This is a genomic window from Sphaerisporangium sp. NPDC051011, assembly GCF_040653595.1.
Taxonomy (GTDB): domain Bacteria; phylum Actinomycetota; class Actinomycetes; order Streptosporangiales; family Streptosporangiaceae; genus Sphaerisporangium.
In genome coordinates this window covers 471,388-492,127 of record NZ_JBFAGG010000002.1, presented here as the reverse complement: position 1 = coordinate 492,127, position 20,740 = coordinate 471,388, and the positions used below count along the sequence as shown (strand labels likewise).

The 20,740-nt window shown below is 71.2% G+C and carries 21 protein-coding genes; 11 read left to right on the top strand and 10 right to left on the bottom strand.

The window, feature by feature from the left end; translation table 11 throughout:
• Positions 1 to 87: 87 nt before the first annotated feature.
• The 5 genes from AB0H21_RS06375 (at position 88) to AB0H21_RS06355 (ending at position 5,423) form a co-directional block, all read left to right on the top strand.
• Positions 88 to 714, top strand: a complete 627-nt coding sequence (locus tag AB0H21_RS06375; RefSeq protein WP_358512616.1) for a TetR/AcrR family transcriptional regulator — start codon at positions 88 to 90, stop codon at positions 712 to 714.
• Positions 715 to 1,010: 296 nt separating this feature from the next.
• Positions 1,011 to 1,397: a hypothetical protein gene (locus AB0H21_RS06370; protein WP_358512613.1), complete on the top strand. Its 387-nt coding sequence runs from the start codon at positions 1,011 to 1,013 to the stop codon at positions 1,395 to 1,397.
• 494 nt (positions 1,398 to 1,891) lie between these two features.
• Complete coding sequence (locus tag AB0H21_RS06365; protein ID WP_358512610.1) at positions 1,892 to 3,232, top strand: M1 family metallopeptidase; 1,341 nt, start codon at positions 1,892 to 1,894, stop codon at positions 3,230 to 3,232.
• A gap of 185 nt (positions 3,233 to 3,417) precedes the next feature.
• Positions 3,418 to 4,233 (top strand): helix-turn-helix domain-containing protein, encoded by an 816-nt coding sequence (locus tag AB0H21_RS06360; protein ID WP_358512607.1) that lies wholly within the window; start codon positions 3,418 to 3,420, stop codon positions 4,231 to 4,233.
• Positions 4,230 to 5,423 (top strand): cytochrome P450, encoded by a 1,194-nt coding sequence (locus AB0H21_RS06355; protein ID WP_358512604.1) that lies wholly within the window; start codon positions 4,230 to 4,232, stop codon positions 5,421 to 5,423. The genes AB0H21_RS06360 and AB0H21_RS06355 overlap by 4 nt, the downstream gene beginning before the upstream one ends.
• A gap of 27 nt (positions 5,424 to 5,450) precedes the next feature.
• Here the strand turns inward: AB0H21_RS06355 and AB0H21_RS06350 are convergent, their stop codons facing one another.
• The 4 genes from AB0H21_RS06350 to AB0H21_RS06335 all read right to left on the bottom strand — a co-directional run bounded on the left by AB0H21_RS06350 (position 5,451) and on the right by AB0H21_RS06335 (position 9,220).
• Positions 5,451 to 6,125 (bottom strand): UdgX family uracil-DNA binding protein, encoded by a 675-nt coding sequence (locus tag AB0H21_RS06350; RefSeq protein WP_358512601.1) that lies wholly within the window; start codon positions 6,123 to 6,125, stop codon positions 5,451 to 5,453.
• 49 nt (positions 6,126 to 6,174) lie between these two features.
• Complete coding sequence (locus AB0H21_RS06345) at positions 6,175 to 6,852, bottom strand: hypothetical protein (RefSeq protein ID WP_358512599.1); 678 nt, start codon at positions 6,850 to 6,852, stop codon at positions 6,175 to 6,177.
• Positions 6,853 to 7,575: 723 nt separating this feature from the next.
• Entirely contained in the window at positions 7,576 to 8,337 is a 762-nt protein-coding gene (locus AB0H21_RS06340) for an SDR family oxidoreductase (RefSeq protein WP_358512595.1), read from the bottom strand.
• Entirely contained in the window at positions 8,330 to 9,220 is an 891-nt protein-coding gene (locus AB0H21_RS06335) for an NAD(P)-dependent oxidoreductase (RefSeq protein WP_358512591.1), read from the bottom strand. Before AB0H21_RS06335 ends, AB0H21_RS06340 begins: the two co-directional genes overlap by 8 nt.
• A gap of 267 nt (positions 9,221 to 9,487) precedes the next feature.
• Here AB0H21_RS06335 and AB0H21_RS06330 point away from each other — a divergent pair, with 267 nt between their 5' ends.
• From AB0H21_RS06330 to AB0H21_RS06320, 3 genes are read left to right on the top strand one after another with little or no spacing between them, the layout of a single operon-like run.
• Entirely contained in the window at positions 9,488 to 10,123 is a 636-nt protein-coding gene (locus AB0H21_RS06330) for an SgcJ/EcaC family oxidoreductase (protein ID WP_358512588.1), read from the top strand.
• 50 nt (positions 10,124 to 10,173) lie between these two features.
• Positions 10,174 to 10,725, top strand: coding sequence for an SgcJ/EcaC family oxidoreductase (locus AB0H21_RS06325; RefSeq protein ID WP_358512585.1), 552 nt, complete (start codon positions 10,174 to 10,176; stop codon positions 10,723 to 10,725).
• A 4-nt stretch (positions 10,726 to 10,729) separates the two neighbouring features.
• Positions 10,730 to 11,665, top strand: a complete 936-nt coding sequence (locus tag AB0H21_RS06320; protein WP_358512582.1) for an NAD(P)H-binding protein — start codon at positions 10,730 to 10,732, stop codon at positions 11,663 to 11,665.
• Between the two features lie 137 nt (positions 11,666 to 11,802).
• Here the strand turns inward: AB0H21_RS06320 and alaS are convergent, their stop codons facing one another.
• The 4 genes from alaS to AB0H21_RS06300 all read right to left on the bottom strand — a co-directional run bounded on the left by alaS (position 11,803) and on the right by AB0H21_RS06300 (position 17,410).
• On the bottom strand, positions 11,803 to 14,472 hold the full coding sequence (gene alaS, locus AB0H21_RS06315; RefSeq protein WP_358512579.1) for an alanine--tRNA ligase: 2,670 nt from the start codon (positions 14,470 to 14,472) through the stop codon (positions 11,803 to 11,805).
• A gap of 254 nt (positions 14,473 to 14,726) precedes the next feature.
• Positions 14,727 to 15,902 carry a zinc-dependent alcohol dehydrogenase gene (locus AB0H21_RS06310; protein WP_358512576.1) on the bottom strand — a complete coding sequence of 392 codons (1,176 nt, stop codon included), beginning with the start codon at positions 15,900 to 15,902 and terminating at the stop codon, positions 14,727 to 14,729.
• A gap of 10 nt (positions 15,903 to 15,912) precedes the next feature.
• Positions 15,913 to 16,833, bottom strand: a complete 921-nt coding sequence (locus AB0H21_RS06305; protein ID WP_358512573.1) for an SRPBCC family protein — start codon at positions 16,831 to 16,833, stop codon at positions 15,913 to 15,915.
• Positions 16,834 to 17,200: 367 nt separating this feature from the next.
• A complete protein-coding gene (locus tag AB0H21_RS06300) occupies positions 17,201 to 17,410 on the bottom strand; it encodes a hypothetical protein (protein ID WP_358512570.1) in 210 nt (69 codons plus the stop codon).
• 269 nt (positions 17,411 to 17,679) lie between these two features.
• On the opposite strand from AB0H21_RS06300, the gene AB0H21_RS06295 reads away from it, so the two are divergent.
• From AB0H21_RS06295 to AB0H21_RS06285, 3 genes are all read left to right on the top strand, one after another.
• Positions 17,680 to 18,615, top strand: a complete 936-nt coding sequence (locus tag AB0H21_RS06295) for a cysteine synthase family protein (RefSeq protein ID WP_358512567.1) — start codon at positions 17,680 to 17,682, stop codon at positions 18,613 to 18,615.
• A gap of 99 nt (positions 18,616 to 18,714) precedes the next feature.
• Complete coding sequence (locus AB0H21_RS06290) at positions 18,715 to 18,840, top strand: hypothetical protein (RefSeq protein WP_358512564.1); 126 nt, start codon at positions 18,715 to 18,717, stop codon at positions 18,838 to 18,840.
• A 1-nt stretch (position 18,841) separates the two neighbouring features.
• On the top strand, positions 18,842 to 19,105 hold the full coding sequence (locus tag AB0H21_RS06285) for a transposase (RefSeq protein WP_358512561.1): 264 nt from the start codon (positions 18,842 to 18,844) through the stop codon (positions 19,103 to 19,105).
• An 86-nt stretch (positions 19,106 to 19,191) separates the two neighbouring features.
• Here AB0H21_RS06285 and AB0H21_RS06280 read toward each other — a convergent pair whose 3' ends face one another.
• Together AB0H21_RS06280 and AB0H21_RS06275 are read right to left on the bottom strand one after the other, a co-directional pair.
• The gene (locus tag AB0H21_RS06280; RefSeq protein WP_358512558.1) at positions 19,192 to 19,341 is read right to left on the bottom strand and encodes a hypothetical protein; all 150 of its coding nucleotides are present in this window, start codon (positions 19,339 to 19,341) and stop codon (positions 19,192 to 19,194) included.
• A gap of 144 nt (positions 19,342 to 19,485) precedes the next feature.
• Positions 19,486 to 20,739 carry an MFS transporter gene (locus AB0H21_RS06275; protein ID WP_358512555.1) on the bottom strand — a complete coding sequence of 418 codons (1,254 nt, stop codon included), beginning with the start codon at positions 20,737 to 20,739 and terminating at the stop codon, positions 19,486 to 19,488.
• Position 20,740 lies beyond the last annotated feature (1 nt).

The following is a 20,740-nucleotide window of genomic DNA, read 5'->3' as shown; positions in this document are numbered from 1 at the left end:
ATCCGCAGCTCCGATCATCGGGCCCGGCTCGCGGGGCGCCCCCTGGGGATCGGGGCGCCGCGTTCGCCTGCCACTACACTCGGTGCGATGGTTCAGCCAACACGTCCGGGCACCTCCGAGCAGGCGGGTGACGCCTCCGTCGCTCCGGCGCCCGCGGCGGCCGGGCCCGACCGGCCACGACGGGCCGACGCGCGGCAGAACCGCGCCCGCATCCTCGCGGCCGCCCGCGAGGCGTTCGCGACCGAGGGCAGCGACGCGCAGATGGGCCCCATCGCCCGCCGCGCCGGCGTGGGCGTCGGAACGCTGTACCGCAACTTCCCCACCAAGGAAGCCCTGATCACCGAACTGGCCCGGGTCTGGACGGTCGAGCGCGCCGACGACGCCCTCCGGGCCCTCCGCCTCGGCGACCCCTGGCAGGCCCTGACCGCGTACGTCGAGAGCCACGCGTGGGCCGTGCGCGACAGCGCCGGGCTCCAGGCCATCTTCGATGAGGTCCAGTCCCGCGAGGCGGCCTCGGACGAGGGGCGCCGCCTCGCCGCCGCGCTGTCGGAGCTGCTCGGCCGGGCCCGCACCGCCGGCGTTCTGCGCGAGGACATCGTGCTCGGCGACTTCCAGGCCCTGCTCTGCGGCGTGTCGGCGGCCATCGCGCACGGCGGCGACCCGCGCCGCTGCGCCACCGTCCTCCTCGACGGAATGCGTCGCGCCACGGCCTGACGCCGCCTCTTTCGGTGGCCATGTTCGAGAATCAAGTCCCTGTATGACAATGAAAGCGCATCCTGTGAGAACATGTCCGAATACGGGGAATACCGTGCCGCCCGGCTAATGCGGGGCCTCCGGTCGCGCGACGCGCGGGAATGCCGTACCGGGCGCGAATGTCCAGCGTTCGGGTGGCAGGAAGTGGATATCCCCGGGCAACTTGATGAACTCCGTTCATCTGGCCCACCAACCCCGGGCGCCGCACAGTGGATTCAGCGAGATGAAATCCGCAGCCCAGAAAGGGGTTGGTCAAAATGGCTCACCCGCTCGGCTCCAGCTCTGCCGCCGCTTCCGGTCACGATCCAGCGGCCCCGGACCGGCAGAGCGTCTGGGATCGCCACAAGGTCTGGGACCGGTACGAGCTCTGGGACGCTTTCGACGTCTGGGACGCGCTGAAGCTGTGGGACGCCTACAGGACCTGCGACGGGCAGCAGCCATGGGACGCCGTAGAGGTTTTGGCCGGCCTGAAGGCCTGGGACGCCCACGCCATGTGGGACGGCCTCACGGTGTGGGAGGAGTTCACGGTCACGCGCGACCGTGAGGGGTCGAGTGAGCTCCCGGCGTGGGACGAGCCGGCGGTCTGGGACGACCTCGATGTCCTGGAGACGCGCGCGATCTGGGACAAACGGCAGCTCAACTGAGGCTTCGCGACGCTGACCAGCGACGCGTCCAGAGCGGGCCCGGCCGCCGGCCCCTCTGACACCGGGCGCGCACGGCCGCTCCCCCGCCGTCGCCGCCCGATTGGCGTCACCCGTTCCCACCAGGCGTGCGGGCACCGCAGTGGAAGTCCCCCTCCACACCGGTGCCCGCACCTTTCATTCCCGGCGCCGAATGCGGAAATGCCGGTTAATACGCGTCCGGCTCACGAACCCCTCGAACACGTGCCCGAGAATTGAAAGACCCATTCCGATTACCCGCCGCAGGTCACGCGGACGAGCGGCCCCCGGCCGTCCTCCCGGCTCGCGGCGGGAAGCCACGGCCCGTCGCCGGCGGCCGTCCTCACCGGCCTCGCGGGCCGCCGGTCGTTTCGCACCGCCCTGGCGTGCACGAAATTGCTCGTTGACTGGCATTTGACTAGCAGTTACGTTCACGTCGGCAGCGCAGGGGTTCTTGGATCGAGAGGAGATCCGTCCCGATGGTGCGACGTTTCCTGTTCGCGGCGATCGCAGCTGTATTCTTCCTGCTCTGGGGCAGTCCACCGGCGGCGTTCGCGCTCGACGCCACCCGCACCCCCGCCTCACCGTCCTACACGGTGACCCTGACCAGCGACGCGTCGGGCAGCACCTGGACCGGGCACGAGAGCGTCACCTTCAGCAACCCGTCGGCCGACCCGCTCCCCGAGGTCTACCTGCGGTTGTGGGACAACGCCCACGGCGCCTGCCCGTCCACGCCGATCACCGTGACCAACGTGACCGGCGGCACGCCGTCGGCTCTGTCCGTCAGCTGCACCGCGCTGAAGATCACGCTGCCGGCGCCGCTCGGCCAGAACCAGAGCGCGACCATCGGATTCGACCTGAGCATCGTGGTGCCCGCGGGCGCGGACCGCTTCGGCCGGGACGGCTCCTACAACTTCATCGGCAACGCGCTGCCCGTCCTCGCGGTGCGCGACGGCGCCGGATGGCACCTGGACCCGTACACCGACAACGGCGAGTCGTTCTACGCCGTGATCAGCGACTTCAACGTCACCCTCGACCACCCGACGTCGCTGCTGGTGCCCGCCACCGGCACCTCCGTGGACACGCCCGGCGCGCCGGGCCGGACGATCACGACCGCGACCGCTAACAAGGTGCGCGAGTTCGCGTGGGCGGCCGGGCCGTTCGTCAAGACGACGAGCACGACCACCACCGGCGTCACCGTCAACGTGTACCGGACGAGCGCGATCAGCGCGAGCAGCGCGAGCTCGATGATGACGACCGCCAAGAACGCGCTGGTCGCCCACGCCGGGCGGTTCGGCGCCTACCCGTACGGCGAGGCCGACGTCGTGCTGGACAACAACTTCTGGTTCGGCGGCATGGAGTACCCGGGCTTCGTGCTGGACGTGATCAGCTCCACGGCGCTGGCCCACGAGCTGGCGCACCAGTGGTGGTACGGCATCGTCGGCGACGACGAGTACAACAGCCCGTGGCTGGACGAGTCGTTCACCGACTACGCGACCGACCTGTACAACAACGTCCAGGGCACCAACTGCTGGAACAGCGTCACCTGGCAGTCCTCCGCCGAGAAGATCAGCAACTCGATGGCCTACTGGGACGCCCACTCCAGCCGGTACGGCACCGTCGTCTACACCTACGGCAAGTGCGCGCTGCACGACCTGCGCCGCGTGATCGGCACGACGGCGATGCAGAACCTGCTCAAGAACTACGCGGCCTCCCACTGGTACGGCGTCTCGACCACCGCCGAGTTCAAGGCCGCCGCCCAGGCCGCCACCACGGTCGACCTCACGTCCTTCTGGACGACCCACCGCATCGACGGCTGACACGCGCGGCCGCGCAGACCGGCCGCGCAGACCGCGTGACCCCCGAGGGCCGCCGCGACTCCCGCGGCGGCCCTCGCCGCTGTTCCCGGCCGGACGGCCCGGCTTGTCCGCGCGGCGGCGGAGGCGTACGGTTGACTTGTTGACCGGATTCGAAATCTGGTCAACAAGTCAGGAAGGAGCGTACGGTGCCGGGACGACCACGGCAGGACCTCAACCGGGCGGATCGCATCCTCGACTCCGCGGCCGAGCTGCTCGTGCGTCTCGGCTACCGCAAGGTGACGATCGAGGACATCGCCCAGCACGCCGGCATCGGCAAGGGCACGGTCTACCTGCACTGGCGCACCAAGCAGCAGCTCTTCGAGGCCCTGCTGCTCCGCGAGGCCATCGCCTACGTCGAGGGGCTCGTGCACGAGCTGCGCCGCGACCCGTCCACCGTGCTCCCCCACCGCCTGCTGGCCGCGTCGTTCCTGATCATCCACGACAGGCCCGTGCTGCGGGCCGTGTTCACCGGGGACACGGAGGAACTGCGGGACCGGCTCGCCGGCAGCCCCGTGCGCGGGCACGAGCTCCTCGCCACCGCCAGGCTCTTCGAGCTGCTGACCCGCCACGGCCTCTTCCGCGACGACGTGCCGGACCTGGCGTACGCGCTGACGGCGACGCACGCCGGTTTCCTCCTCATGGACGACCACGGCGAGATCGACCCCCGGGCCGCCGCGCCGGACGTGCGGGCGAGGGCCGGCGCGCTCGCGCACGTCGTCCGGGCCGCCTTCGAGCCGCCCGGCCCGCCGGACCCCGAGGCCGTCGCCGCGGCGTCCGCCGAGCTCCTGGACGTCGTCGCGGACGTCATCCCGCCCTACCGCGAGCGGATCTACGGCTACCGGCGCGCGCAGGAGCCCGCGGATCCGCCGGGCACTCGCCCCGAGAGCCCGCGCACGCGCCCCGAGAGCACGGCCGCGCGCGAACCCTTTTCCAGCGACACCGGTCGAAGGAGACCGATATGACCAAGCCCGTTCCCGCCGCGGCGCCGCTCCTTCTGGAGCGGCCCAACCACTTCGACCCGCCCGCGGCCCTGGGGCGGCTCCGCGAGACGGCCCCCGTCAGTCCTCTCGCCTACCCCGACGGCCACACGGGATGGCTGGTGACCGGCCACGCCCTCGTCCGCGCCGTGCTGGCCGACCCCCGCTTCAGCGCCCGGGCCGAACTCAACCACGTGCCGATCGCGCGGGACGGCCGCGTGGGCGACCTCCGTCCGGCGCCGCCGGGCATCTTCACCCGGATGGACCCGCCGAGCCACACGCGCTACCGGCACCTGCTCACCGGCTGGTTCACCGTCCGCCGCATGCGCGCCCTGACGACGCGCGTCCAGGAGATCACCGCCGAGCATCTGGACGCCATGGAGCGGCACGGCCCACCGGTGGACCTGTTCGAGGCGTTCGCGCAGCCCGTCCCGGCGCTCGTGATGTGCGAGCTGCTCGGCGTGCCGTACGCCGATCGCGAGCACTTCCAGCACCACACGGCGGTGCTGATGCGCCTGGACAACACGCCGCAGGAGATGATGGCCTCCTACACGGCGCTGCAGGAGTTCATGGGCGAGCTGGCGCGGGCCAAGCGCGCCGAGCCCGGCGACGACCTGCTCAGCGGCCTGACCACCTCCGACCTCACCGACGAGGAGCTCGTCAACATCGGCTTCGTGCTGCTGGGCGCGGGCTTCGAGACCACGGCCAACATGCTGGCCCTGGGCGCCTTCGCCCTGCTGAGCCATCCCGGCCAGTTCGCGCTGCTGCGCGACGAGCCGGAGGCGGGCGACCAGGCGGTGGAGGAGCTGCTCCGCTACCTGAGCGTGGCCGCCTTCACGACCCGGACGGCGCTCGAGGACGTCGAGCTGGACGGGCATCCGATCAAGGCCGGCGAGACGGTGACGGTGTCGATATCGGCCGCCAACCGCGACCCGCGCAAGTTCGCCGATCCGGACGCGCTGGACCTGCTCAGGCCCACCGCCGGGCATCTGGCCTTCGGCCACGGCGTCCACCAGTGCCTGGGCCAGCAGCTCGCCCGGGTCGAGATGCGGGTCGGGTACCCGGCGCTGCTCGCCCGGTTCCCCACCCTCCGCCTGGACATCGCCCCCGAGGACGTGCCGCTGCGCACCGACATGCTGATCTACGGCGTGCACCGCCTCCCCGTCGCCTGGTAGACCGGCCCACGCCAGGTGACGTGGCGGTCAGGTCAGCAGCCCGGCGGCGGATCTCAGGTCGGACAGCAACCCCGCGTACATCGCGTCGCGGTCCTCGGCACGCAGCACCGCCGAGGGGTGGATCGTCGCCACCAGGTACGCCTCGGCGTCGCCCATGGCCTGCCTCCACGGGCCCGGCGCGTCGCCGGGGAAGGGCACCGGCACGCCGCGCCGCTCGCTCACCCGGAAGGACGGGCCCAGCAGGGCCCTGCCGGCGGTGGCGCCGAGGGCCACGATCAGGCGGGGGCGGACGACCCGCATCTCGGCGGCCAGCCACGGCTTGCAGGCCGACACCTCGCGCAGGCTCGGAGGCTTGTGGATACGTCTTTTGCCGGCGCCGGTCACCGTGAACTTGAAGTGCTTGACCGCGTTGGTGATGTAGGTGCGGCCGGGGCCGATGCCGGCCTCGGTGAGCGCGCGCTCCAGCACGCGCCCGGCGGGTCCCACGAAGGGACGGCCCTGCCGGTCCTCCTGGTCGCCGGGCTGCTCGCCCACGAGCATCACGTGCGCGTGGGCGTCGCCCTCGCCGAAGACGGTCTGCGTGGCGGCGCGGTACAGCGGGCAGCCCCGGCAGCAGGCGGCGGCGCCGGCCAGGGTCCGCAGGTCGGCGCCGGCGGGCACGTACGGCGAGGCGTCGTACGCGTCGGCGGTATCCCCTGTCATGGTCTCCTCCTGCCCGGCCACCATGCGCGGATACCCGCGAATTCCGGCGTCAGTTCGGGCGGGACGCCCCCGGCGACCGGCGGGAGCGGAACGCGCGGCGGGCGCGCGGGCCGAGGAACGCCAGCAGGATGGTCATGACCGCGGCGAGCGCGTACCAGAGGCCGCCGCCGGTCACCTGGGGCCGGGCGGCGGTGTACGTCGCGGCGGACGGCAGGCGGTCGAGGTCGGTGGCGCAGATGATGGGCCGCTTCTCCTTCTTGATGGAGGCGCAGACGACGGCGGCGAGCCGCTGGAGTTGCGCGGGGAACGACCCGACCTCGACGGCCACGCTGAGCCGCTCGGTCTTCCCGGCGGGCACCGCGCGCTTCCACGCGATCCGGCCGCTTGAGACGGTGCCCTTGGGCGTCGAGGACAGGACCTTGAGGCCGGGCCCCAGCATCTGGGTGAGCAGCAGGTCGGGCGAGTCCTTGACCCCGGTGTTGCTGATCTCGATGGTGTAGGTGAGATGCTCGCCGGGCCGCACGCTGGTGTGCCCGTTCTCGATGCCGATGCGCAGCGCGTACGACTTCTCGGGCCCGGCCGGGTGCGGCCCGGCCGCGTGGGCGGCTGCGGCGGTGCCGAGCGGCAGCGCGGCCAGGGTGGCGGCCATCGCCCACCGGACGTGGACGGCCCGCGGCCGGGCTCCGCGCGCCGCGGCCGTGCGCGCGGGTGTGACGGTAGAAAGCATGCGTTCAACTATCCCTTTTCATGGCGCGGGGCCGTTCCGCCCAGGCCATGGCGAGTGAATTTCACCCATGATGAATGGTAGATGCCGGCGGTGTTCTCTACCGGCACCACCTTCGGCGCGCCGCGCGCCCGGAAAAACGATGGCGAAACCTTTGCCGTCCCGGGGCGGCCACAACGTGGTGGCCACGTAATCCACAATTCCGCTGCAGGGCAGAGAGATACCAGGAGATGGGGTTCGCCGCGGTGGACACAGCGGCCAAAGGGTAAAAGCCAGAAGATTCAATGGCCAATTGACCATGACCGAGGATACTTGTGGAAATGATCGCTAGGCGCTCCGTCGCGGCGCGTGGTGTGTGCCACGGCCGTGATCGAGTGGGGAAGGGGGTCACTCTCCTCCGTACGCCATAGCGGGTCCCCGACCGCCCTCATCGATACCGTGGTTCACCGGTGCGTGGACGGATCATCCATGCCCCACAGGCGCCGCTCCGCGCGCCGCGGCCGTGCGCGCGGAGCCCGGCGCCCCGCGAGGGCTTCGGCCCCCTGCTACGCCACCGCCTTCGGCGACTCCCTCCGCTTGCGCCCCGCTCCTACAGCGCGGCCGCCCTCACGTCCGCCGTGTCCCGGTGACATTGATGGCGATTCGTCACTGTTTCAGGCGTGTCCGGGCCGCCCCGGCTCAGGGGCGGCCCGGAGGTGCGAGGATCACCCCCGCGCGGTCACCCCCCTACCACGGGACCGGGCCCTCGCCGCCGAAGCAGCACCCTGTGGGGCCGTCGGCGGGCAGGGTGGCGAGGTGGACGGCGATCGCGGCGCCGTCGGCGGCGGTGCGGGTGAGGCCGGGAACGTCCCTGGTGAAAGCGGTCGCGCACGGCCCCGGGTCCGCCGCGTTGACCAGGATTCCGTGCGGGCGCAGTTCCCGGGCGTACTGCACGGTCAGCGAGTTGAGCGCGGTCTTGGACGGGATGTAGGCGACCGAGGCGGGCCGCCCGGCGAACGGCCCGGCGGGGTCGCTCATCAGCGTCAGCGAGCCGAGGCCGCTGGTGACGTTGACGACGCGCCCCGCCGGTGACCGCGTCAGCAGCGGGAACATCGCGCTGGTCACGCTGATCACGCCGAAGACGTTGGTCTCGAAAACGTCCCTGACCACGTCCAGCTCGGCGGTCTCCGGGGCCTGCCCGGCGCGGTCGCCGAGAATGCCGGCGTTGTTGACCAGGACGTCCAGCACGCCGAAGTGGCCGTCCACGTACTGCGCTGCGGCCTTCACGGACGTGCCGTCGGTGACGTCGAGCTGGATCGCCCGCACGTCGCCGCCGGCGGACCGCAGGGCGTGCGCCGCCTCCTCGCCCCGGTGCAGGTCGCGCGCGCCGAGCAGCACGGTCATGCCGCGTGCCGCGAGCCCGGCCACGATCTCGCGTCCGATTCCCTGGTTCGCCCCGGTGACCAGCGCCGTCACCGGACGGGCCGCGGGACGGCGGCGCTCAGGCATGGACGGCGAGTCCCGGGCGGGGGCCGCGGCCGGCGCGGACCAGCTCGACGATGGCCGCGATGTCGGCCTCGGCGGACGTGTGCCGCGCCGCCTCCTCGTAGCGCCGCTCGACGAGCCGCGCGATGGGCAGCGGCAGGCCGTTCGCCTCCGCGACCTCGGCGACGAGCCGTACGTCCTTGGCGCCGAGACGGGTGCTGAACCAGCCGTGGTGGTCGCCGCCGATGGTGTCGTCGATCCGGTTGAACAGGCTGGGCGGGACGGTGGGCCACTTGTGGAGGGCCTCGCGCAGCAGGCCGGTGTCAAGGCCGGCGGCCTCGGCCGTGGCCACGACCTCGGCCATGACGGCCATGGCGGAGATCAGGAGGTAGTTGTTGAGGAGCTTGAAGGTGGTCGCGGCGCCCGGGTCCTCGCCGCAGTACTGCGTGCCGCAGAACAGGCCGGACCAGACGGGCTCCAGCCGGTCGGCCAGGCGCCGGTCGCCCGCGACCAGGCACGTGGCCTTGCCGTGGCCGATGGTCTGCGGGGCTCCGATGATGGGGGCGGCCAGGAACCGGCCGCCGGGGACCATGTCCCTGACCGCGCGGGAGGTGCGCGGGGAGACGGTGCTCATGTCGGCCAGGATGGGGGCGTCCTCGCCGGATCCCATCTCGCTGAGCCGTGCGGCCACCTCCATGACGGCCGCGTCGTCCGCGAGGGACATGAGCACCGCGTCGGCGCCCTTGGCGGCGTCCTCCGGCGTGGAGGCCTCGGACGCGCCGGCCTCGACCACCTGAGCGGCCTTGCCCTGCGTCCGGTTCCATATGGTTACGTGGAGTTCGTGGTCGAGCAGCCGCAGTGCCACGGCTCGCCCCATGTTCCCCATTCCGAGTACGGCTATGTGCATATGTCACTCCCCCTCGCCCGGCATCCTTCCCGCGCCCCCCGGGGAGCAATCAGGGGAGAATCACAAGCGAAGTGCCAAAACCGGCATTCCTGGGAATACCCACAGGGAAGCCGCAGGAGAATCAGAAGAAATCGCCCACGCGCCCGCCACGAACCCCGCCTGTACGCACAGGTTGCCGAGTCATAACCGGGCGCGTGATCGTTTCAACGGTCGATAAGGGGAATCGCCTATACGTTCGCTCCAGGTGCACATCGAACGGGGGCATGCATGGACATTCGTCGATACACCAGGAGAACGATCCGCCTGGCCGTCGTCGGCGGGCTCGGCGCCGCGCTCATGACGGGCCCGCGGCCGGTCGGCGCCTCGACGCCGTCGGACACCACGACCGCCGCCGCGCGAACACCGGCCACCGCCGCCGATTCGGACCTCGCCGCCCTGAGACACATCTGGGAGCGCCAGGCGGAGGCCTGGGCCCGGGGAGACGCGCTCGCGTACTCCAGCATCTACACCCCGGACGCCGATCTCGTGAACATCAAAGGCGAGCATCTGCACAACCGCCATGTCATCGCCGCCCGAATCCAGCACTACTTCAGCGGCGACCTGAAGAACACGCACATCTTGCGGATCGACGAGCGGGTCCGGCTCATCTCGCCCACCATGGCGATCATCGTGCGCAAGGACTGCGTCCTGTACGGCGCCGAGAAGGCCTGCCGGCCCGACAACCTCTCGATCAACACCAGCGTCGCCGTCAAGGACGCCGGCCAGTGGCTCATCACGTCCTTCCACAACACCCTCGTCCAGGCACTCGACCAGGCGCACCGGCCGTTCCGCGGCATCGTCCCGGCCACCCGGGAACAGCCGCCGACGCTTTCTGGCGAGGCCGCGAGCGGGTCCGCCCAATGACACACCACATCACCGCATCATCACCGCATCGATCTCGGACGGGGGCACAGATGGGCATCCATACGTACGCGAGGGGACCGATCCTCCTGGTTCTCATGGGCGGGCTCGGGCTGGCGCTGACCGGCGCGGTCACGCCGGCGCAGGCCGCGACCGGCGACGGCCGGGCGGCGCCGGCCCTCTCCCCCATGAGGCCGGGCACGACCGACCCCGACCTCACCGCCCTCGCGCAGCTCTGGCATCGCCAGGCGGAGGCCTGGGCGCGGGGGGACGGGCACGCGTACGGCGCGACGTACACGCCGGATGCCGACTTCGTCAACGTCACCGGCGAGCACATCCACACGGGCCGCGAGATCGGCGTGCGGTTCCAGCGGTATCTCGGCGCGCAGCTCAAGGACAGCCGCATCATCACGCTGGAAGAGAAGGTCCAGATGCTGTCCCCCACGCTGGCCTACATCATCCGCAAGGGGTGCGTGTTCTTCCGCAAGGAGACGAGCTGCCACCCGAACACGACCTCGTGGAACACCAGCCTCGTGGTCAAGACCGGCGGCCAGTGGCTGGTCCGCTCCTTCCACAACACTCTCGTCAAACCACCGCAGAAGTAACGCCATGGCCGACGACCGGCCGATCCTGGTGACCGGCGCCGCGGGCGGGGTCGGCGCGGTGGGCCGTACGGTGGTCGAGGCGCTCCGGCGGGACTCCCTGCCCGTGCGGGCCCTCGTCCACCGGGAGGACGAACGGGCGGAGGCGCTGAGGGCCACTGGCGCGCAGGTCGTGGTGGGCGACCTCGCCCGCGCGCCCGACGTCGCCCGGGCGGTGGACGGGTGCCGCCGCATGTACTTCGGCATGAGCGTCTCCGCGCGTTACCTGGAGGCGGCGCTCACGACCGCGGTGGTGGCACGCCGGTACGGTGAGCTGGACGCGTTCGTGAACATGTCCCAGATGACCGTCTCGCAGATGGACCTGACCAGCGTCCAGGAATCGGCGCAGCAGCGGCACCACTGGCTCGCCGAGCAGGCGCTCGACTGGTCGGGCCTGCCGGTCGTGCACGTCAGGCCCACCGTGTTCATGGAGAACCCTCTGTTCACGTCCTTCGCCGACGCCTCGATCGCGCGGGACGGGACGATCCGGCTGCCGTTCGGCACGGGCCGCACCTCCCCCGTCGCGGCCGGGGACGTCGCCGAAGCCGTCGCCGCGATCCTGCGCGACCCCGCCCCGCACATCGGCAAGGTGTACGAGCTGACCGGCCCGCGCTCGCGCGACCTGCACGAGGTGGCCGGGGAGTACGCACGCGCGCTCGGCCGTCCGGTGTCCTACGTCGATGTGCCGCTCGAGCCGTGGATCGAACACGAACTGCGCGGCCTCGGCCCGCCCCCGCACCTGTTCGACCATCTCGCCACGATGGCGCGCCTGCACGCCGCGAACCGCTACGACCGCGTCACCGGCGACGTCGAGCTCCTCACCGGCAGACCACCGTCCGACCTGCGGGAATTCGTTGAGACCCATCCCTATCTCTTCCCGGCGACCCAGGCGCGTACCTTCTGAGCGAAGCGCAGCCGTCCCACCGGTCAGGCCGTCCCCCGGCCGGACTCGCTCGTCGGCCGGTGGGACTCGTCGGGCGGTGGGACTCGTCGGGCGGTGGGACTCGTCGGGCGGTGGGACTCGTTCGCCCGATGAGGCCGTCAGGCGGTCTCGGCGATCAGGCGTTCGACGGCGGCCATGGCCTCGCCGACCGCCTCGGGGTTCTGGCCGCCGCCCTGGGCGATGTCCGGCTTGCCGCCACCGCCGCCGCCGAGCGTCTTCGCCGCCGTCCGGACCAGGTCGCCCGCCTTGAGACCGCGCTCGCGGGCGGCCTCGTTGGTGGCGACCACCGTCAGCGGGCGGCCGTTCGCCGTGGAGAACAGCGCCACGACGGCCGGCCGGCCCCCGAGGATGCGGTCGCGCACGTCCAGGACGAGCCTGCGCAGGTCGTCGGCGTCCGTGCCGTCCGGCGCGCGGCCGACGACGACCGCGACGCCCTTGACGTCCGCGGCGCCCGCGGCCAGCCCCGCGGCCGCCTGCAGGACCTTCTCGGCGCGGTACTTCTCGATCTCCTTCTCGGCGTCCCTGAGCCTGCCGAGCATGGTGGAGACGCGCTCGGGGAGCTCCTCCGAGCGGCCCTTGACCAGCTCCTGGAGCTGGGCGACCACGGTGTGCTCGCGGGCGAGGAAGTTGTAGGCGTCCAGGCCGACCAGCGCCTCGACGCGCCGCACGCCGGAGCCGATCGAGGACTCGCCGAGCAGCTTCACCAGGCCGAGCTGGGCCGTGTTGCGGACGTGTGTGCCGCCGCACAGCTCCTTGGAGAAGTCGCCGATGGTCACGACGCGCACGCGCTCGCCGTACTTCTCGCCGAACTCCGCGATGGCGCCCTGCCGCTTGGCCTCGTCGATGCTCATGACCTCGGCCTCGACGTCGAGCTCGCGGGCGAGAACCTCGTTGATCTTCTGCTCGACGTCGGCGAGCACCGTGCCGGGCACGGCGGACGGGGAACCGAAGTCGAAGCGGAAGCGGCCCGGCGAGTTCTCCGACCCCGCCTGCGACGCCGTCGGCCCGAGCGCGTCGCGCAGGGCCTGGTGCGTGAGGTGGGTCGCGCTGTGGGCGCGGGCGATCGCGCGGCGGCGGCCGACGTCGATGGCGGCGAACGCGGACGCGCCGAGCGTCACCTCGCCGACCTGCACGACCCCCTTGTGCACGCTGACGCCCGGAACCGGCTGCTGGACGTCGCGGACCTCGATGACGGCGCCGGAGTCCAGCTTGATGCGCCCCTGGTCGGCGAGCTGGCCGCCGCCCTCGGCGTAGAACGGGGTGCGGTCGAGGACGACCTCGACGGTGTCCCCCTCGACCGCGGCGGGCGACGGCACGCCGTCCACGAGCAGGCCGACGATGGTCGACTCGCCCTCGGTCGCGGTGTACCCGGTGAACTCGGTGAAGCCGGAGGCGTCGGCCACCTCGCGGTAGGCGGACAGGTCGGCGTGACCGGTCTTCTTCGCCCGCGCGTCGGCCTTCGCGCGCTCGCGCTGCTCCTTCATCAGGCGGCGGAAGCCGTCCTCGTCCACGGACAGGCCCTGCTCGGCGGCCATCTCCAGGGTGAGGTCGATCGGGAAGCCCCAGGTGTCGTGGAGCTGGAACGCCTTGTCGCCGGCGAGCACGCCGCCACCGGACGCCTTGGTCTCGGTGACGGCGGTGTCGAGGATCGCGGTGCCGGCCTTGAGCGTCTTGAGGAAGGCGGCCTCCTCAGCGAGCGCGACCGCCTCGATGCGCTTGCGGTCGGCCACGAGCTCGGGGTACTGCTCGCCCATCGACCTGATGACCGTGTCCACCAGGTCCAGGACGACCGGTCCCGTGGCGCCGAGCAGCCGCATGTTGCGGATCGCGCGGCGCATGATGCGGCGCAGCACGTACCCGCGGCCCTCGTTACCGGGGACGACGCCGTCGCCGACGAGCATGACGGACGTGCGCATGTGGTCGCTGACGACGCGCAGCGAGACGTCGGAGGCCTGCGCGGCGCCGTAGCGGACGCCGGTGAGCTCGGTGGCGCGGTCGATGACGACCCGGGAGGTGTCGATCTCGTACATGTTGTGCACGCCCTGCAGGATCATCGCGAGGCGTTCGAGGCCGAGCCCGGTGTCGATGTTCTTGGACGGCAACTCGCCGAGGATCGGGTAGTCCTCCTTGCCCTCGCCCGGCCCGCGCTCGTACTGCATGAAGACGAGGTTCCAGATCTCGACGTACCGCTCGTCGTTGACGGCCGGGCCGCCCTCGGGGCCGAACTCGGGGCCGCGGTCGTAGTTGATCTCCGAACAGGGCCCGCACGGGCCGGGAACGCCCATGGACCAGAAGTTGGGGCCCATGCCCAGACGCTGGATACGCTCGGCCGGGATGCCGATCTTCTCGCGCCAGATGCGCTCGGCCTCGTCGTCGTCGAGGTAGACGGTGATCCAGATGCGGTCCGGGTCCAGGCCGTAGCCGCCGTCCGCCAGGGAGTTCGTGAGCAGCTCCCAGGCGTACTGGATGGCGCCTTCCTTGAAGTAGTCGCCGAAGGAGAAGTTTCCGCACATCTGGAAGAAGGTGCCGTGCCGGGTGGTCTTGCCGACCTCTTCGATGTCCGGCGTGCGCACGCACTTCTGCACGCTGACGAGCCGGGGATGCGGCGCCTTGACCTCGCCGAGGAAGTACGGCTTGAACGGGACCATGCCCGCGGGCACCAGCAGCAGCGTGGGGTCGTCGGCGATCAGTGATGCCGACGGCACCACGGCGTGCCCGCGCTCCTCGAAGAATCGCAGCCAACGCCGCCGAATCTCGACCGACTCCATCAGGGGTCCCTCCCCAGCGCGACACGCCCCCCGCCGGACGGGCGGGGCTCTCAGAAAAGGGGCGGAAGATCCGGCCCCGCTCCTAAGACTAGAGTCGCCGCGGAGCCTCGCGAACCGATTAAGCGCGCCGCCCGGCGCGGAGGAGCGCGTTCCTCCGCGCCGGGCGGCGCTACGACGAGGAGACCTCCGGGAACGCGACGCCGTGAGCGAGGTCATGGACAGCGGCCGATGAACTGCGCGGCCTCGTGCGGCGCCTACGCCCAGGGGCGCAGGAGGACCTTGTTGCAGTGGTTCTCCTTGTTCTTGAACATCTCGTACCCACGCGGAGCCTCATCCAGAGGCAGGTGATGGCTGATGACGAAGCTGGGGTCGATGGCGCCCTCACGGATCCTGTTGAGCAGAGGATCCAGGTAGCGCTGGACGTGGCACTGGCCCGTCTTCATCGTGAGCGACCGGTTCATGAAGGAGCCCATCGGGAACTTGTCCACCAGGCCGCCGTAGACGCCGCTGACCGAGACGATCCCGCCGTTGCGGCAGGCGAGGATGGCCTCGCGCAGCGCGTACGGCCGACCGGTCTCCATGCGGGTCGCCTGCTTGGCGCGGTCGTATGCCTGGACGGCCCGAACGGGATAGTGGGCCTCCATGCCCACGGCGTCGATGCACGCGTCGGGGCCGCGCCCGGCCGTCATGTCGCGGAGCGCGTCCAGGACGTCGACCTCCTCGTAGTTGAGCGTCTCGGCGCCCGCCCGCGCGGCGATCTCCAACCGGTACGGGAAGCGGTCGATGCAGATGACCCGCTCGGCCCCCAACAGGTACGCGCTCGCGACCGTGAACTGGCCCACCGGGCCCGCGCCCCACACGGCGATGACGTCGCCCTGCTTGATGTCGCACATCTCCGCGCCCATCCATCCGGTGGGGAAGATGTCGGACAGGAACAGCACCTGCTCGTCCGGAAGGTCGTCCTCGACCTTGATCGGCCCGAAGTCGGCGAACGGCACGCGCGCGTACTGCGCCTGGCCGCCCGGGTAGCCGCCCAGCATGTGGGAGTAGCCGAAGATGCCCGCGGGAGCGTGTCCCATGAGCTTCTCGGCCATGCCGGCGTTCGGGTTGGAGTTCTCGCACACCGAGTACATGCCGTCCGCGCAGGCCAGGCAGTCACCGCACGCGATCGGGAACGGGACGACGACGCGGTCGCCCACGCGCAGCGTCGTCACCCGCGGGCCGACCTCGACGACCTCGCCCATGAACTCGTGGCCGAGGATGTCGCCCTTCTTCATGGTCGGGATGTACCCGTCGTACAGGTGCAGGTCCGAGCCGCAGATCGCGCTGGAGGTGATGCGGACGACGGCGTCCCTGGGGTTGAGGATCCGGGGATCCGGCACCTCCCGGACCTCGACGGTGTTACGGCCCATCCAGCAGTTCGCTTTCATGGGATCCTCCTCATCTCACCGGCTGGGCCAGGCGCTGGAAGAGCTGCCGCTGCGCGCGGGTGCCCTCCGGGCTGCCCTCGGATCGGGTGACCTCGCCGGTCTCGATGACCTGCTTGAACCGGCGCAGGTCGTCGCGCACCTGCTGCTCGGGGTGCTCCCCCATCAGCCGCGCGAACGCGAGGCCGAGCCTGCCCGCCGGCGCCTCGTAGTCGATCCGCACGCGGACCTCCGTGCCGCGCCCGCCGGGGGCGTCGGTGAAGCGCACCCAGCCGCTGTTGCGCACGGTCGCGCCCTCGATCGACCTCCAGGCGATGAGCTGGTCCTCGCGGTCCTCGATGATCTCCGCGTCCCATTCGATGACCTTGTGCGCCGGGCCGCGGACCTGCCAGTGCGAGTACCCGCCGCCGATGGACTCCACCGACTCCAGGTGGATCATGAACCGGGGCAGGTTCTCCAGCGTGCGCCAGAACTCGTAGGCCTCCCGGCGCGGGCGGTTGACCGTGACGGCCGCGCGCAGGTTCGTGGTGGCTTCGGGGCCCGCGCCCGGCATCGACCGGTTCGCACGCATCGCGGTGTAGAAGTCGGCCAGCGCGATGCCCGCCACCGCCACCGTGGCCGCCGCGGCCCGGCGGCGCCTGTCCCCGTCCCTGTTGGCCACGGCACGGCCCAGCATCGTCAGGTCCATGGCGTCGCCCGCGACACGGGTCCATGTCATGGGAGCCGGCCTGCGGGTGCCCAGCAGGGCGGCCGCGTGGAGCAGCTCCCGTACTCCGACGAACCGTATGGCCTTGTCCGCCCACGGCGAGTCGTCGATGCCGCTGAGACGGCTGATCGCGCCCGGCGCGGCGAGTTGGACCACGCCCATGCCGAGGCTCGCCCACCCCAGCGCTGTGGCCAGGCGCCCGGGCATGCGGTGATTCTTTTCGCTCATGTGAACCTCACATGGCTGATTACCTCAGATCCGGCCCACCGCCGGCTCACCCCGGAACACGCCCGCAAAGGCGCCCTTCAGGCCCGGCCCACGACGAACCCTCGTATACCAACAAGCCGTACCCCCCTGACCTGGGCTAACACTGATCCCGGAACCGCGATGCCGGAGCCCCGGCACCGACGGCGAAACGGCCCAAGGATTTCCACCCACCCCGCCTCTCCGGACCCTCCACAAGAGGGAGGATTGCCACTCGCTCAGGACGGCTGATGGGTTCTGATGCGGGGGATGCCGGAGAGCAGGTGCTCCCGGAGGGTGCATTCACGGATGCCGATCTCAGGGAAGTCGCCGGCGCGGAGGGCGCCGGTGATCAGGAGTTCGGGGACCAGGAGGCTGGTGAGCGGGGCATCGGGTGCCGGGTCGACCGGGCCGCCGATGGGAGCGGTGGGCAGGTCCAGGGAGGCGGGGGCGAGGGTTCTGCCGTGAGGGTGCCGGTGACCAGGTCGGGGCGGAACTCTCTCCAGAAGATCGACACCGTGGTCCGCAGATCGCCGTGGATCATCACCAGCTTGTCGGTCATGTCGCCTTCGGGCCGGCGAAGAGGGCGATCAAAGAGAGCACGCTGGAGGATGTGCGGACGGTACGGGCGAAAATACCGTTGTGCGACCTCACCCACCGGTAGAGCATCCGTGATCCGCGGCTCGATCACGGTCAGGCTCCGGACCTGGTCTTCGGCCCGCTGAAGCGAGCCGGGCCGAAGCGAGCCGAGCCGTGTCGAGCCGCACCGCATCGCCTGAGCGCCCTCGAACCAGCCACACCCCAACACCGGCCCCGTACAGAGGAGTCTGGATGGTATCCCTGATCGGCAGCGATATCGCGACCAAGATCGACGACCTGATCGGCAACACCCCCCTGCTCCGCCTCGCCCTCGACGGCCTCCCCTCGACCACCACTCTGCTCGCCAAGCTGGAGTCGGCGAACCCGCTGTCGAGCATCAAGGACCGGGTGGCCCTGCGCATGATCGAGGAGGCCGAGGCGTCCGGCGCGCTGAAGCCCGGCGCGACCGTGATCGAGTCGACCTCGGGCAACACCGGCATCGCCCTGGCGGCGCTGACGGTCAGCCGCGGTTACCCGTGCATCGTCGTCATGCCGGACAACGCGTCGCGGGAGCGCACGCTGACCCTGCGCATGCTGGGCGCCCAGGTGGAGTTCACCGACCACGCCCTCGGTTTCCAGGGATGCGTCGACCGGGCGCAGGAACTGCACGCCGCCCTCCCCGGGTCGTGGTACGCCTGCCAGCACGAGAACACCGCCAACATCATGGCCCACTACTCGACCACGGGCCCGGAGATCTGGGAGGCCACCGGCGGCAACGTCGACGTGCTGGTGTGCGGGGTCGGGACCGGCGGCACCCTCACCGGAACGGGCCGCTACCTCCGCGAGCGCAACCCAGGGCTGCGCATCGTCGCGGTGGAGCCGGAGGGATCGCCCCTGCTGTCCGGCGGCGACCCCGGACCGCACAGGATTCCCGGACTCAACGGCGGCTTCATCAGCCCCGTCACCGACGTCACCATCATCGACGACGTCGTCAGCGTCTCGGACGACGACGCGGCCGGCATGACCCGGGCCATCGCCGCCACCACCGGGCTGCTGGTCGGGGTCTCCTCGGGAGCGGCCGCGTACGGCTGCGTCGAGCTGGGCCACCGCCACGACCTGTCGGGCCAGACGGTCGTGACGATCTTCCCGGACACCGGTGAGCGCTACCTCAGCTGGTGGCCCGCCTAAGGTGACTGGTGTTTTCCGACGATCTCGCGGTGACCTCTCCTTGTGTGCCAGGGTGATCGTCGCTGGTCACCGAGAGCGGGGAGAGGTCGAGGAACGGCAGTGGGCCAGACTCCGACGCAGCCGGGGTTGCTCTCCTCCACGGTGAGTTTCCGCGAGTGCCGGCCGGCGCCGAGCTCGATCTACGCGGTGCTGTACCGCGAGTGCCGCACCCTGTTCCCCCGATGAGATGTTCGCCGACCTGTTCGCCGAGGACGGCCGCCGCTCGGTGCCGCCGATGATCGTGGCGGTGGTCATGGTGCTGCAACGCCTGGAAGGGCTCTCGGATACGGAGGCGGTGGACCGGTTCGCCTTCGATGTGCGGTGGAAGTACGCCGCCGGCGGGGCCGGACTCCGATCATCCCGCCTTCGTGCACACCGTGCTGGTGGACATGCGCGCCCGGCTGGCCGCCTCCGACCGGCCGAACCAGGCGAGGACTCAGCGCGGGGCTGAGCGGGCCACCCGGTTCGACACCGCGTTCAGGATGACCCGCTTAACACCGGTCACCTAGTCCGGTCGCAGGCCCGCGCAGCAATACGTTACTTCGCGGCCACCAGCAGGTATTCGTGCGACCGGTTGGTCACCATCGGGTCGTCGTCGCTCACCGGCCGGTCGTAGCAGTGGACGCGCTCGTCGCCCAGGGTCAGATGCCGGCCGAGCACCCGGGCGACGTCCCAGGCCAGCGGCACGAACACCCCGGCCGGCCGGCGGTTAGCACGGCCGGCACCGCCCGCGCGGCGCATGACCTTCGGATTCGACGACCACTGAGGACGCCGGGCACCCCCGGTGGCCGTCCACCTTCTTCGCCGCTCACCGGCGTGGTCGCGACCGGCTCAGCCGTCCCCGCGAAGCGGAGCCACAGGCTCGCGTACCTGCTCTTCCGGGGGGTCCGGCACGGCCGGCGCGTTCGGATGGACGGCCCGGGCGGGCAGCCACCGTTCCAGGCGGACCAGGGTGAGGGCCGAGCAGGCGACGACCACCGCGAGCAGGAGCCACATGGAGGTCACCGACCAGCTCAGCAGTGCGGTCAGCACGGCGGGAGCCAGCGCGGTCGGGATGGCCCAGGAGAACTGGTAGACCGCCATGTACCTGCCGTGGGTCTCCTCGGGAGCCGCACTGGACACCAGCGCGGACAGCGGCGCGCCGTGCAGCATCTCCCCCAGCGTGAACAGCGCCGTCGCGGCGAAGACCCCGACCAGCTGGACCGACGGCACGGAGACCCCGGCCAGCACGGCGAACGTCACGAACGCCACCGAGAACATGGAGGCGCCGATCGCGGCGGTGCGGGTGCGCCGGTACCGGATCAGGCGGCGCGTGACCGGGATCTGGAACAGGGCGATGCCGACGGTGTTGACCGCGTACAGCACTCCGACGAGCGACGGCGAGGCGCTCAGTTCCTGGGTGACGTAGACGGGCAGCGCCACCGACAGCACCATGTAGCCGAAGGCGGTCGGCACGTTCTGCAGGGTCAGCACGAGGAACGTCCGGTCGCGCAGGACGAGCCGGTAGCCTCCCCCCTTCCGGGGAGCGGTCGCCGTCTCCGTCCGCACGCGTGCGCGGGGGACCGGGATCGTGCGGAGGATCAGCGCGGCGCCGACGAACGCGGCCGCGCTGACGAGGACGATCCCCTTGTAGGCGGCGTCGCTGTCCAGGCCGAGCGCGGCGCCCGCGATGAGGCCGCCCGCGCCGAGGCCGGCGTTGCGCAGGCTGCGCTGCGCGGCGAGGAGCTTGTCGCGGCCGGAGCCCTGCGCGATCGCGGCGACGAACGACTGGATCGACGGCGGGTACGAGCCGTCGCCCAGCGCCACCAGCGCGACCGCCAGGAACATCGTCACCGGCGACTCCACCAGCGGGTAGGTCGCGAATCCCACGGCGCGCACCAGGTAACCGCCCACGACGACGGCTCGCGCGCCGAAGCGGTCGACGAGCGCGCCCGCGATCGGGTTGCTGACCAGGCTGAGCAGCGCCGCCGCGGTCATGATGACGCCGACACGCTCGATCGGCAGCCCGGTGACGTGGTGGAAGAACAGCAGGGACAGGGGCAGGTACATGCCGTTGCCGGTGGCGTCGATCACCATCCCGGCCATG

Coding starts and splice junctions, on each gene's coding strand:
- AB0H21_RS06375 (WP_358512616.1), top strand. CDS start 88: ATGGTTCAGCCAACACGTCCGGGCACCTCCGAGCAGGCGGGTGACGCC.
- AB0H21_RS06370 (WP_358512613.1), top strand. CDS start 1,011: ATGGCTCACCCGCTCGGCTCCAGCTCTGCCGCCGCTTCCGGTCACGAT.
- AB0H21_RS06365 (WP_358512610.1), top strand. CDS start 1,892: ATGGTGCGACGTTTCCTGTTCGCGGCGATCGCAGCTGTATTCTTCCTG.
- AB0H21_RS06355 (WP_358512604.1), top strand. CDS start 4,230: ATGACCAAGCCCGTTCCCGCCGCGGCGCCGCTCCTTCTGGAGCGGCCC.
- AB0H21_RS06350 (WP_358512601.1), bottom strand. CDS start 6,125: ATGACAGGGGATACCGCCGACGCGTACGACGCCTCGCCGTACGTGCCC.
- AB0H21_RS06345 (WP_358512599.1), bottom strand. CDS start 6,852: ATGCTTTCTACCGTCACACCCGCGCGCACGGCCGCGGCGCGCGGAGCC.
- AB0H21_RS06340 (WP_358512595.1), bottom strand. CDS start 8,337: ATGCCTGAGCGCCGCCGTCCCGCGGCCCGTCCGGTGACGGCGCTGGTC.
- AB0H21_RS06335 (WP_358512591.1), bottom strand. CDS start 9,220: ATGCACATAGCCGTACTCGGAATGGGGAACATGGGGCGAGCCGTGGCA.
- AB0H21_RS06330 (WP_358512588.1), top strand. CDS start 9,488: ATGGACATTCGTCGATACACCAGGAGAACGATCCGCCTGGCCGTCGTC.
- AB0H21_RS06325 (WP_358512585.1), top strand. CDS start 10,174: ATGGGCATCCATACGTACGCGAGGGGACCGATCCTCCTGGTTCTCATG.
- AB0H21_RS06320 (WP_358512582.1), top strand. CDS start 10,730: ATGGCCGACGACCGGCCGATCCTGGTGACCGGCGCCGCGGGCGGGGTC.
- alaS (WP_358512579.1), bottom strand. CDS start 14,472: ATGGAGTCGGTCGAGATTCGGCGGCGTTGGCTGCGATTCTTCGAGGAG.
- AB0H21_RS06310 (WP_358512576.1), bottom strand. CDS start 15,902: ATGAAAGCGAACTGCTGGATGGGCCGTAACACCGTCGAGGTCCGGGAG.
- AB0H21_RS06305 (WP_358512573.1), bottom strand. CDS start 16,833: ATGAGCGAAAAGAATCACCGCATGCCCGGGCGCCTGGCCACAGCGCTG.
- AB0H21_RS06300 (WP_358512570.1), bottom strand. CDS start 17,410: ATGACCGACAAGCTGGTGATGATCCACGGCGATCTGCGGACCACGGTG.
- AB0H21_RS06295 (WP_358512567.1), top strand. CDS start 17,680: ATGGTATCCCTGATCGGCAGCGATATCGCGACCAAGATCGACGACCTG.
- AB0H21_RS06285 (WP_358512561.1), top strand. CDS start 18,842: ATGTTCGCCGACCTGTTCGCCGAGGACGGCCGCCGCTCGGTGCCGCCG.
- AB0H21_RS06275 (WP_358512555.1), bottom strand. CDS start 20,739: ATGGCCGGGATGGTGATCGACGCCACCGGCAACGGCATGTACCTGCCC.